Below are 11,936 nucleotides of genomic sequence, written 5' to 3'. Positions count from 1 at the left end.
ATCGACACCTCACGCAAAAGCGAAAAGTGTTACCTATGTGTCCGGTACGTTTTGTTACCTATCTCTCAGGCCGGGCAATGTTGTCCGACAGACGCAACGCCGAACATCCGGGTTTGTCGCATCGATGGAGGCCGCAATGGACAATGACGCCATTCACGACATGTTCGAGGGCCTTGGCCCGGTCACAATCAAGCGCATGTTCGGCGGCAAGGGCATCTACCATCAGGGCCGCATCCTGGCGCTGGAGGTCGATGGAGAAATCCTGCTAAAGGCCGATGCGAAAAGCGCCGATGCTTTCACGGCCGCCGGCTCCCGTCAGTGGGTCTATGAGGGCAAGAACAAGCCGGCGAGAATGCCCTATTGGTCGATCCCGGATGAAGCGCTGGACGATCCGGACGAGATGAAGAAATGGGTCATGCTCGCCTGGGAGGCAGCGCTCAGATCGAAATAGGTCTGCTCATGTCTTGATAAGACGCTGGGTTTGCGGCTCAGCGCTTGGCGCCGATCATCATGAATGCCGGAATGTCGTCGCCGAAGCCTACCGGGGTCGGCAGGTCGCCCTTTTCCCGGCGCTTGCCACGCTTGTTCTCATTGTTGTTTGCGGCTTTTTTCTTCGGCTCGGATTTTCCGGATCCCGAGGCACTCGATTTGTCGTTGCGCGTGCTGTTCTGTGTCTCAGCGCGCTCGGATTTCGATCCGCGCCGGGACTTTGCCTTGGGCTTTTCGGTGTCTTCGGATTCAGCGGGAAGCGAAGACACATCACCCTTGTGCCACTCAATGGTCTGGCCGATCAGTTTTTCGATGGCGTCAAGATGCCGGCCGTCGCGCTTTGTCACAAGCGTGAACGATGCGCCGGACCGTCCGGCCCGGCCGGTCCGGCCGATACGGTGCACATAATCCTCGGCATGGATCGGCACATCGAAATTGAAGACGTGGCTGACATCGGGAATGTCCAGGCCGCGCGCGGCCACATCCGAGGCCACGAGAAGCTGCAGGTTTCCTTCCTTGAAATTGTGCAGCATCGTCATGCGGGCGCGCTGGTCCATATCGCCGTGCAGTGCGCCGACATTGAATTCGTGTCTTTCCAGCGAGCGGAAGAGATCCGATACATCGCGCTTGCGGTTGCAGAAGATGATGGCGTTCTTCAGGTCATCCTGTTCGCGAATGAGGTCGCGCAGAACGGCGCGTTTTTCGAAATCCTTCCCGCCGGCTGCGACGAGCCGTTGCGCGACGGTCTTGGCCGTCGTCGAAGGCGGCGCCACCTTGACCTCTTCCGGATTTTGCAGGAAGCGGTCGGCGAGCGTCTGGATTTCCGTCGGCATCGTTGCCGAGAAGAAGAGCGTCTGGCGGGTGAACGGAATAAGCTTTGCGATGCGCTCGATATCGGGGATGAAGCCCATGTCGAGCATGCGGTCGGCCTCGTCGATCACGAAAATCTCGACGCCGGTCAGCAGCAGTTTGCCGCGTTCGAAATGATCAAGCAGCCGGCCGGGGGTCGCGATCAGCACGTCGGCGCCGCGCTCAAGCTTCCGGTCCTGCTCATCGAAGGAGACACCGCCGATCAGGAGCGCGATGTTCAGCTTGTGATATTTGCCATATTTGATGAAATTTTCTTCGACCTGTGCGGCAAGCTCGCGCGTTGGCTCAAGGATGAGCGTCCGCGGCATGCGGGCGCGCGCACGGCCCTTCTCCAGCCTTGTCAGCATGGGCAACACGAACGAGGCGGTCTTTCCGGTACCGGTCTGCGCGATCCCCAACAGGTCGCGTCCTTCAAGTGCCGGAGGAATTGCACCGATCTGTATCGGTGTCGGGATGGTGTAGCCGGCGTCTTCGACTGCCGAAAGCACTTTTTGACTTAAGCCAAGTTCAGAAAATGTTGCCAAAGGGAATGTCGTTTCCGTTTTGAGAGCTGATAAAGGTTTGAGGCGCCCTATGCCCCGCCTCAACATGCGCCCCACTAGTCCGATCAATCCTGCAAGTCAAGGAAATCACGGAATTTGTACCCGATCCATAAGAATTATGGGGGATTTGTGGCAAATAGCGTTAATTCTGTAGCATTGTGTACAAATAAGCGGCATCTGCCGCCGCGGCCAAATTTGCCCGCAAAACAGAGTTCGACAATGGCGATCTCAGCGCGATTATGCGGCCGACACGGTCTGTTGTCTTGGCCGGCCGACCCTACAGGTAGGATTGAAGCTGCTTTCCCGCGGTCAGGAAACGCTGCGGGTTCACGGCATGGTCGTTGATACGGACCTCATAGTGCAGGTGAGGGCCCGTGGAGCGGCCGGTGCTACCGGCGGCGCCGATCTTGGCGCCGACTGTGACCGTGTCCCCGACCTTGACCGAAAGGCGCGAAAGATGCGCGTAGCGGGTGGTGATGCCGTTGCCGTGGTCGATCTCGATCATCTTGCCGTAGCCACCCTTGCGTCCGGCGGTGGTGACCTTGCCCGATGCGGTGGAATATACCGGCTGTCCGTAGGGGATCCTGAAGTCGATGCCGGCATGATGCGCCATGCGTTTCAGAAACGGATCGCGCCGCTGCCCGAAACGGCTGCTGACCGGATGGTTCGGCACCGGATTGCCGACCGGTATCCGGGTTGCCAAGGTTTTCGCCTGTTCGAGTGTGTCGAGCGCCGCTCCGAGATTGTTCAGCGTCGCGTCGAAGGCCACCGGCGATTCCGGGTCTATGAAAGGCCCGCCAACGCCGCCGTTGGTACCGGCGGAAACACCCGTATCGCGCAGGATTGAGTGAATGGTCTCGGCGGTCTGATAGGCATTCGTCGCCAGCGCACGCACTTTCTTGAGCTGTTCCTGTTCCATCGTCTGCAGGGAGGACAGCACATTGTTGAATATCTCGTCCGCCTGATGTGCGGGCTGCTCAGCTATTTCCGCGTATGACATGCGGCTTGTCGTGCGCAGCGACAGGTCGTTGGAGCCAAGCGCCAGACGCTGCTTCTTTCCGTTTTGTTCGGCCGATGCCTGTTTCTTCGTTTCCGTGGGCGCCGCGTTTTCAGGCCGTGCCGTCGGAACCGGAATCTGCGCGGGAACAACCTCGACGACGTCCGCACGTTTCAACAGCATGTCGAGACGTCCGTGTCTCGTGCTGAGCATAGCCTGCTGTTCCATCAGCCGGGTCATCTTGTCATCCATCAATTGCTGGTCGAGCAATTGCCGGCTGGTGATCCTGTCGACCTGCGAGCGCAGGGACGCGATCCGATCCTCATAGGCATGCTGCATGCGGGCCTGCCTGGCCATCGCCGCGCCGATCAGATCGTCGCGCAATACCAGATAGGTCGTTCCCAAAAGGTAACCGATCGCCGTGACCGCCAGGAAGCTTGCCGCAATGCCGAGCATCCATGGACGTATCGTCCAGTGCCGAATCTCGTCACCACTGGCCAGAATGATGGTGTGTTGCTTGGAGCGCTTGCCGAATACGCGGCTTACGGAACTGTGCGGCACTACAAACCCCCTAATGCCTGAAAACCGTATCGGCGATATTAGACTCTGTTAAGGTTAACAAATGCTTTGAAGGCAGGCGTTTTTAGGAGGCGTTCACAGACGACAGGCTGCGGTAGAATGACGGGGTCAGGCCGGCTTCCGCGCGGGCGATGTCGTTGAAGGGTGCCTTGAGCTGTCCGCGGAAATTTGCGCGGACCAGATGACGGAAAGTTTCATCCGGGTTCTTTCGCTGCCGATGGCACAGAAAACGGAACCATTTGGCGCCGATGGCGACATGTTTCTTTTCGTCGTCGTAGATTACCTGAAGTATTTCAGCGCTTTCGGTGTCGCCCGTCTCGACCATCTTCGCCTGCAGCGAGGGGGTCACATCGAGGCCGCGCGCTTCGAGGATCAGCGGAACGACGGCGAGGCGCGCGGTCAGGTCGTTGCGCGTGTCGTGCGCCGCCTGCCACAAACCATCATGGGCCGGCAGATCGCCATAGTCGGCATCGAGCGCCTTAAGGCGGTCGCGGATGAGGTTGAAGTGTTTGGCCTCTTCAAAGGCGACCTGCATCCAGCCATCAAAGAAAGACAAAGGGACCGATTCGCTGGCGAACCGGGCGACGATGTCGAGCGCCAGATCGATTGCATTCAACTCGATATGCGCCAGCGCGTGCAGCAGAGCTATGCGCCCCGCCGGCGTATTGAGATTGCGTTTCTTCACGAGGCGTGGCGGAAGCAGCTCCGGCCTGTCCGGCCTGCCGGGACGCTCCGCCACCGGATCGTCCATCGGCGAACGCAGCGACAGCCTGCGGGAGAACCAGCGCGAGGCCGCCTCCCGCGTGATCGCGGTCTTGCTGTCGAGGCATATCGCCGAAATCGCAAGATTGGCGCCCTGTCGAAGCGTGTCGAATTCCGGAGCCGGTGATCCGCTCATGAATATGCCGGGCTCAGCCGGTAACAGCTTCGAGGACCGCCTCGGCGTGTCCCGGTACCTTCACCTTTCGCCAGGCCTTTTCGATCTTGCCGTTTTCGTCGATCAGGAAGGTGGATCTTTCGACACCCATATATTTTCTTCCGTACATGCTCTTTTCGACCCAGACACCATAGGCTTCCAGCGTCGTCTTTTCCTCGTCCGATGCCAGCGGAACGGTCAATTCGTGCTTGGCGATGAACTTGTCGTGCTTCTTTGCGCTGTCCGGTGACATGCCAAGGATGGCGGCTCCGGCGGCGTTGAACTTGTCCTGCAAACCGGAAAACGCGATCGCCTCCGCCGTGCAGCCGCTCGTATCGTCCTTCGGATAAAAGAACAGCACCAGTTTGCGTCCGGCAAAATCCTTCAGCGCCACTGTTTCGCCGCCATCGCGCGGCAATGAGAATTGCGGTGCATCCATTCCTTCCGAAGGTGCTGTCATGGGTGAGGTCCTTTCTTGAAACGCGAAGATGTTGATACGGTCGCCGTGCTATATATAGTTGATACCAGAGTCGTCCAGTTCGGGCCGCGATGATCGTGGAGTTGGCGGCGATGAAGTTGGGCAACGGAACCGCGTTCCATGACGGAAAATGAAGGCGGACACAAAGGTGGCGACCGGCTTGGGGCTCCCATGCCGCAGGACTTTTCGTCCGCACATGACGGGGATCCATTGATCGTCCATACGCCGCGCCCACGGGGTTTCCTGCGTCGATGCGCGCGCGCGCTCACGATATTTGCCGGACTAATTTTGTTGCTCGTTGGCGGTTGTTTCCTGCTTTTGGAAATCGGCGCTTTTGACGGTCCGCTGACGAGCCGCGCCCAGACCCTGCTGCAGAATGCCGTGGGTGACCGCTACGTCGCACGGGTCGAAAGCAGTCGCGTCAGGCTCGCCAAACGCGGCCTGATCGCGCTTGAGGCACGCGAGGCGGGACTGTGGCTGGCGAATGGCGATACGGAAGTCGTTCATGCAACGAAGGTTAAAATAGCCCTCGAAGTCATGCCGCTCCTTTCGGGCAAGTTGACCGTGTCCCATGTCGAGGTCGATGGCGGCTTCGTCGACGCGGCGCTCATCGGACGCGGGGCCGGCAACAGCACCGGGACTGACCGGCCTTTCGAGATCGCCGATCTTGAGCCGATAACAGCGCGGGGACTGGCGTTTGTCCGCTCGTTTTCCGATGCCTTGAGGCGGCTGGGTACGCAGAGGATCTTTCTTGCGAACACGGCAATCGCCGGTGTCGGCAGCGCCAATGTTCCGATTACCATCGTTTCCGCCGAGGTCATGGAGACGGGAGTCGACAGCGTTGATATCCAGGCGAAGATTGCGCATGCCGGGCAGGATATCAGCCTCGAGGCGCGTGCGTCGCCGAAGGCTGAAGCAGACGGCCGCATGCAGCTCAGCACGCAGGTCACAGGCGTGCATCTCGGCAAGTTGATCGGGGGCCTTTCGGGAAATCAACGTCAGAAGTTCCGCATGGAAAGCGGGGTCGAGATTGACTTCTTGGCCGTGGAAGGGGATGCGCAAAATCCGGTGGAAGCCAAGGCCGAGCTAGATCTGTCGGCGGGCGAACTTTTCATGGATGGTGTCGCTGCCGAACTGGACCCAAGCTATATCAAGCTTGCTTTGGATCCCCAAAACAAGAAGCTGGAGATTGAACCTTCCCGGCTCGACATCAGTTCATCCTCCTACAGCTTCAACGGCGGAATAATCGATCTTCAGAACCTCCCGGGCGAAACGGAACAGGGCTTTGCCGTCGATCTGCTGGTTGATGATGCGGTGGTCGCTCCGACGGATTCGAGCGAGCCCGCGGTTCATGTCGCGATGAAGGTCTTCGCACGCTTCTTGCGCTCGGAGCGGCGTCTTTACGTTGACGATTTCATCGTGTCCGGCAAGACGGGCACCATGTTCTCCTCGGCCAGTGTGCGTTTTTCCGACACGAGCCCGGAGATCAGCTTTGTCGCCAATATCGAAAAGATGGACACGACGTCCGTCAAGCAACTCTGGCCCTATTGGATCGCCAAACAGGCACGCAATTGGGTGCTGGAAAACCTGTTCGGCGGAACGGTCAGCGACGGCGCGATCAGGGTCTTCATACCGGAAGGGCGCATGGCGGCTGCTCTACCCAATTCACTTGATCTGAACGGAAGCCAGCTCCAGATCGATTTCAATATCGAGAACGCGCGGTTCGATGTCGCCGGCGATATTCCCCCGGTCAGGAACGCTGACGGTCTCCTGACGCTCCGGGGAAAGCATCTGGAACTGAGAATCGACAAGGGGACCTCCTATTTCCCGACCGGACGGAATGTCGGTGTGTCCAACGGACTATTCGTTATCGATCACACCGATGCGCGTCCCCTGATGGCAAGCCTGGATATTGACGTGACCGGCGAGGCGGCGGCGGTTGCCGAGCTGATTTCCTACCGCCCCATCAATGCGCTCCAGCAAACACCTTACAAGCCCGAGGATTTCGAGGGTTCGGTATCGTCGAAGGTCCGCGTGACGTTCGGGCTCATTCAGAACCAGAATCCACCCAGCCCGGATTGGCACGTCGAACTCGATCTCAACGGCGTGAGCATCGGGCCGAAGGTGGACGGTGTCAAAGTCACCGATGCGACCGGCAGGATGCATGTCGACACGACAACGATAAAAATCGATGCAGAGGCCGATCTGAACGGGATGCGGTCGCAGCTTGAGTTCACGGAACCGCTGGAGGCTGAAAACGGTGTCGAAACCGACCGGGTCGTGAAGATGCAGGTCACGGAAGCGGACAGGGCGATATTCGCTCCGCAGTTGAACGAAATGGTCAAGGGCACGGTTTTCCTGACCGCCAAGCTCGAAGAAGGCGGGCGGCAGATCGTCGACGCGGACTTCACCGAGGCGCAACTGATCCTGCCATGGATCGGCTGGTCCAAGGGAAAGGGTATCAAGGCGACAGCGACTTTCGAGATGGTTCCAGAGGAATCGGAAGAAGAAGAGAGCGTGTCGGACGCGGCGGACGATCCGGAGGATGCGGGGCAGCACGGCCTGGGAATGCCGGATGCCTTTGCCATCAGGAATTTCGATCTGACGGGCGAGGGGTTTTCGGCCAAGGGCGATTTCGAGTTTCTCAACGGAGAGCTGGTCAATGCCGCTGTCTCGCGGGTATCGCTGAGCCGCAATGACAGTTTTGCCGTCAACATCGCTTTGAAGGGTGGAACCTATCATGTCGATGTCGCTGGAAAATCAATCGATCTGCGATCCTCCATCAAGCACCTGATTGCCGAGACCGACAGCGAACCCGGGTCAGCGGCGGACCAAAAGGTTGAATTGAAGGTCAGGGCCGACCGCGCTAGTGGCTTCGGCGGCGAAGTCCTGAAGCCATTCCGGCTGGACTATACCGGCAAGGGCAACACCATCCTGGGCCTCGAACTCAAGGCGGTGACCGATACCGGGCGCGGGGTCGATGGGGTCGGCAGGCATGACGGCTCCGGACTGATCCTGACCATTGCCAGCGACGACGCAGGCGCGGTTGCGCGCTTTGCGGATATTTACGACAATATTGAGGGCGGGACCCTTGATATTCAGCTGACGAAAGCCGGAAACGGCCCCTATATCGGGACAGTGAATCTGGGCAATTTCGATGTCGTCGACGATGAACATCTGAAGAAGCTTGTTTCGTCCAACCCACAAGGCGGGGAAAGCCTCAACCAGGCGGTGCGCCGGGAAATCGATGTCTCGCGCGCGCGCTTCCAGCATGCCTTTGCGCGCATCGACATGGGGCCGGGCTACCTTCGTTTGGGCGATGGAATCGCGCGCGGCGCCGAAGTGGGATTTGCCTTTCAGGGCGCTGTCTATGATTCCAGGACAGGCATGGATATCGCTGGAACGTTCATGCCGGCCTACGGCCTCAACAGGATATTCGGTGAAATTCCGGTACTCGGAATCATTTTGGGCAATGGACGGGATCGAGGTCTTATCGGCATCACGTTCCGCATGACCGGAAGCCTTGACGATCCGATCCTGACCATCAATCCCATTTCGCTGATCGCACCCGGCATTTTCCGCCAGATCTTCCAGTTCAGAAGCGACGGTGTCGGTTCAGGTGCCCAGGGCAAGTATAATTTCCGCTCCGAGACCCGGTGATCCTTCAGACCGGCCGGACAAGCATGTGCTTCTTCTTGCCAAGCGACAGTTTGATCACGCCGTCATCCGTCAGGTCCTCATTGCCGACGATGCGCCGCTCGTCGGAAACGGCAACATCGTTGATGCGCACGGCACCGCCTTTGACATGACGCCGTGCCTCGCCATTTGAGCCGGCAAATCCTGCCGTGACGAACAGGCTGAGCAGCCCGATCCCTTCGCCGAGCTCCGCTGAGGGCACTTCGATACTTGGAAGGTTTTCGGACAGCGTTCCTTCCTCGAATGTCTTGCGCGCCGTCTCGGCGGCCTCCTCTGCAGCCTGGCGGCCGTGCAGGATGGCGGTGACTTCCGTGGCGAGAACCTTCTTGACCTCGTTGATTTCAGAGCCGCCGAGCGCCTCAAGCCGCTCGATCTCATCCATGGGAAGCGTCGTGTAGAGTTTGAGGAAGCGGCCGACATCGGCGTCCTCGGTGTTGCGCCAGTATTGCCAGAAATCATAGACGCTGAGCAGATCGGCGTTCAGCCAGACGGCGCCGCTGGCGGACTTGCCCATCTTGGCGCCGGATGACGTCGTCAGCAATGGAGAGGTGACCGCGTAGAGCTGCGGTGTTCCCATCCGGTGGCCGAGATCGATGCCGTTGACGATGTTGCCCCACTGGTCGGAGCCGCCCATCTGCAGCCGGCAGTCATAGCGTTTGTTCAGCTCGACAAAGTCATAGGCCTGCAGGATCATGTAGTTGAATTCGAGAAATGACAGGGACTGTTCGCGATCGAGGCGCAGCTTGACGGAATCGAATGTCAGCATGCGGTTGACGGAAAAATGCCTGCCGACGTCACGCAGAAACGCGACATAGTTGATGTCCATCAACCAGTCGGCATTGTTGACCATAAGCGCGTCGGTGGAGCCGTCTCCGAATTGCAGATAGTTGGCGAAACACCGCCGGATGCCGGCAAGGTTCCCGTCTATCCTGTCCGGCGTCATCAATTGCCGGGCCTCGTCCTTGAAGCTCGGATCGCCGATCATGCCCGTTCCGCCGCCCATCAGCGCGATCGGACGATGGCCGGTCTGCTGGAACCAGTGCAGCATCATGATCTGGATGAGGGAGCCGGCGTGAAGGCTCGACGCCGTCGGATCGAAACCGATATAGGCCGTGACCGACTCCTTCTGCAGCAGGGCGTCTAGGCCTCTGTCATCCGATGTCTGGTGGATGAAGCCGCGCTCGCTGAGCGTGTGGAGAAAATCGGACTTGAAGGCGGACATGTTTTCTTTCCCTTGGCATCCGGCAACGGGACGCGTATTTGCTGTCTGTTCGGCGGCGCGTTTATCATCCTTTCCGGCAGATTTCACGCCATTTGTTTGAATGGCACCGATCGGGGGCATTGATGGCAGTTTCAAAGACAGGTGCGGAAGTGAAGACCGCCATCGGTCTGATGAGCGGCACATCCATGGACGGGATCGACGTTGCCCTGATCAGGAGCGACGGCGCGACGATTGCCGAACGCGGCCCGTTTCTGACGGTGCCTTATAGTCCCGCATTCAGGCGCCGGCTTGCGGACGGGCTTGAGACCGCGAAATCAATCGGGCGGCGGGGCGAAAGGCCGGGCGCGCTTGGCGCGCTTGAAGAAGAACTGACGAGGCTTCATGCCGAGGCCGTCTTTGCCTATTCGAGGCAATCCGGAATTCCGCTGGAATCGGTCGATCTCATCGGCTTTCACGGCCAGACGGTATTGCACAGGCCGGAGAAGGGTCTGACCGTCCAGATCGGCGACGGGAAGCTCCTGGCGTCTGAGACCGGGCTTCCGGTGATCCATGACATGCGGGCGGCCGATATGGAAGCCGGCGGCGAGGGCGCTCCGCTGGCGCCGGCCTATCACCGGGCGCTGGCGGCGTCGCTGGACCGACCCGGCCCGATCGTCTTTGTCAATATCGGCGGCATCTCCAATATCACGCTCATCGGGCAGAACGATGAACTCGAGGCCTTCGACACCGGTCCCGGCAATGCGCTGATCGACCAATGGGTCGAGACGAAGGCGGGCATTCCGTTCGATCAAGGCGGTGCCATTGCGAGCGAGGGGCAGATACTGCGCCGGCTCGTCGACCCCTATCTGCAAAACGATTTCTTCAGTGACGGGTCCCGCCGGTCCCTTGACCGTAACGACTTCCTGCCGCCCGACCCGGCTTCCGCGGACCTGGAAGACGGAGCGCGCAGCCTGGCACGGCTGACGGCCGAGGCAATCATGAAATCGATGCGATCCATGCGGGAGGCCCCGAAGACCTGGATCGTTTGCGGCGGCGGGCGCTGCAACCGGATGATCATGAGCGATCTTTCCGATCTTGCCGCAAGCCAGAACGGGACTGTACTGGCAGCCGAGGATGTCGGATTGAATGGCGATGCCATCGAGGCCGAGGCATGGGCATATCTCGCGATCCGCGCGCATTATGGATTGCCGTTGAGCTGGCCGACGACAACCGGCTGCAGAAAACCGGTAACCGGCGGCGTACTGGCGAAACCGAAAGAAGCCTAATCGCTGACGAGGCGGAAGCCGACGAGAATGTGCTTGATCGTGTCCGACCGGGAATGCCGCGCGGCCGGGCGGCACACGCCGCAGCCCTTGTCATCCCAGGAGCCGCCCTTGACGATATGGCGGGTATCGCCGGCGGGCGTCGCCGTCCATTCGAAGACCTGCCCCGCGGCATCGAGCAGTCCGTATGGGCTGGCGCCGTCCGGGAAGCTGCCGACCGGTATGGTGGCGAATGGTCCGGCGTCGTGGCTGTTTAACAGGGCGGCATTGAAGGTGTTGCCCCAGGGGAAATAGTTGCCGTCCGGGCCGCGTGCTGCCTTTTCCCATTCGGCCTCGGTCGGAAGCCGCCAGGCTTTACCTGCCTTGCCGCTCAGCCATGACGCATAGGCGATTGCGTCTTGATAGCTGACCATGACCACCGGGTGGTTCTCCCTGCCTGCCGGCGGGGCTGCCGACTGCCAGATATAGGGCTGCGCCCGCTCATAGGGGTGGATAAGGCCGTAGCCGTCCCATTCCTCGCGCCCGACGGATGGCGGCGTATGGCCGGTTTCCTTCAGGAACACGGCGTACTGCGCATTGGTGACCGGCGTCTCCATGATCCGAAACGCGTCGAGTTCGACCGTGCGCTGTGGCTCGTGGTCGTACCAGCCGCGCTGCCGGGTGACACTGTGGCCATAGGCCGCCTCATCGAGCCTGTAAGCGGCCTCGCGTTCCGCGGCGTCGGAACCCATGATGAACGGGCCTGCCGGTATCTCGATGGAACCGGGCGGCGGGAAAGCGTCATCGGCCATGCCCGGCGCTGCAAAAAGCGAAACCCAGGCAAGGCAAAAAAGCGCGGCCGACTTTACCGATCGGGGCCGCGCTTGTTTGTTCATGGCGTTCTCC

At 59.9% G+C, this 11,936-nt stretch carries 9 protein-coding genes; 3 read left to right on the top strand and 6 right to left on the bottom strand.

Annotation, left to right across the window (positions count from 1 at the left end):
- Positions 1-136 precede the first annotated feature (136 nt).
- A complete protein-coding gene (locus tag OOZ53_RS20755) occupies positions 137-451 on the top strand; it encodes a TfoX/Sxy family protein (RefSeq protein ID WP_271091646.1) in 315 nt (104 codons plus the stop codon).
- Between the two features lie 37 nt (positions 452-488).
- Here the strand turns inward: OOZ53_RS20755 and OOZ53_RS20750 are convergent, their stop codons facing one another.
- The 4 genes from OOZ53_RS20750 to OOZ53_RS20735 form a co-directional block, all read right to left on the bottom strand.
- A complete protein-coding gene (locus OOZ53_RS20750; protein ID WP_271091645.1) occupies positions 489-1,883 on the bottom strand; it encodes a DEAD/DEAH box helicase in 1,395 nt (464 codons plus the stop codon).
- A gap of 295 nt (positions 1,884-2,178) precedes the next feature.
- Positions 2,179-3,459 carry a M23 family metallopeptidase gene (locus OOZ53_RS20745; protein ID WP_271091644.1) on the bottom strand — a complete coding sequence of 427 codons (1,281 nt, stop codon included), beginning with the start codon at positions 3,457-3,459 and terminating at the stop codon, positions 2,179-2,181.
- 82 nt (positions 3,460-3,541) lie between these two features.
- Complete coding sequence (locus OOZ53_RS20740) at positions 3,542-4,375, bottom strand: ferritin-like domain-containing protein (protein ID WP_271091643.1); 834 nt, start codon at positions 4,373-4,375, stop codon at positions 3,542-3,544.
- Positions 4,376-4,388: 13 nt separating this feature from the next.
- Positions 4,389-4,853 carry a peroxiredoxin gene (locus tag OOZ53_RS20735; RefSeq protein ID WP_271091642.1) on the bottom strand — a complete coding sequence of 155 codons (465 nt, stop codon included), beginning with the start codon at positions 4,851-4,853 and terminating at the stop codon, positions 4,389-4,391.
- Positions 4,854-4,991: 138 nt separating this feature from the next.
- On the opposite strand from OOZ53_RS20735, the gene OOZ53_RS20730 reads away from it, so the two are divergent.
- On the top strand, positions 4,992-8,531 hold the full coding sequence (locus tag OOZ53_RS20730; protein ID WP_271091641.1) for a YhdP family protein: 3,540 nt from the start codon (positions 4,992-4,994) through the stop codon (positions 8,529-8,531).
- Between the two features lie 4 nt (positions 8,532-8,535).
- On the opposite strand, the gene tyrS is transcribed toward OOZ53_RS20730, so the two are convergent.
- Complete coding sequence (tyrS, locus tag OOZ53_RS20725; RefSeq protein WP_271091640.1) at positions 8,536-9,789, bottom strand: tyrosine--tRNA ligase; 1,254 nt, start codon at positions 9,787-9,789, stop codon at positions 8,536-8,538.
- A gap of 122 nt (positions 9,790-9,911) precedes the next feature.
- On the opposite strand from tyrS, the gene OOZ53_RS20720 reads away from it, so the two are divergent.
- Complete coding sequence (locus OOZ53_RS20720; protein ID WP_271091639.1) at positions 9,912-11,054, top strand: anhydro-N-acetylmuramic acid kinase; 1,143 nt, start codon at positions 9,912-9,914, stop codon at positions 11,052-11,054.
- Here OOZ53_RS20720 and OOZ53_RS20715 read toward each other — a convergent pair.
- Complete coding sequence (locus OOZ53_RS20715; protein WP_271091638.1) at positions 11,051-11,926, bottom strand: formylglycine-generating enzyme family protein; 876 nt, start codon at positions 11,924-11,926, stop codon at positions 11,051-11,053. The genes OOZ53_RS20720 and OOZ53_RS20715 overlap by 4 nt on opposite strands.
- Positions 11,927-11,936 lie beyond the last annotated feature (10 nt).

This window comes from Allohoeflea poritis, from assembly GCF_027889715.1.
GTDB lineage: Bacteria > Pseudomonadota > Alphaproteobacteria > Rhizobiales > Rhizobiaceae > Hoeflea_A > Hoeflea_A poritis.
This window is presented reverse-complemented; position numbering and strand designations above follow the sequence as displayed.

Excerpts from the sequence above, each read along its gene's own strand:
- OOZ53_RS20755 (WP_271091646.1), top strand. The coding sequence starts at position 137 with ATGGACAATGACGCCATTCACGACATGTTCGAGGGCCTTGGCCCGGTC.
- OOZ53_RS20740 (WP_271091643.1), bottom strand. The coding sequence starts at position 4,375 with ATGAGCGGATCACCGGCTCCGGAATTCGACACGCTTCGACAGGGCGCC.
- OOZ53_RS20735 (WP_271091642.1), bottom strand. The coding sequence starts at position 4,853 with ATGACAGCACCTTCGGAAGGAATGGATGCACCGCAATTCTCATTGCCG.
- OOZ53_RS20730 (WP_271091641.1), top strand. The coding sequence starts at position 4,992 with ATGACGGAAAATGAAGGCGGACACAAAGGTGGCGACCGGCTTGGGGCT.
- tyrS (WP_271091640.1), bottom strand. The coding sequence starts at position 9,789 with ATGTCCGCCTTCAAGTCCGATTTTCTCCACACGCTCAGCGAGCGCGGC.
- OOZ53_RS20720 (WP_271091639.1), top strand. The coding sequence starts at position 9,912 with ATGGCAGTTTCAAAGACAGGTGCGGAAGTGAAGACCGCCATCGGTCTG.
- OOZ53_RS20715 (WP_271091638.1), bottom strand. The coding sequence starts at position 11,926 with ATGAACAAACAAGCGCGGCCCCGATCGGTAAAGTCGGCCGCGCTTTTT.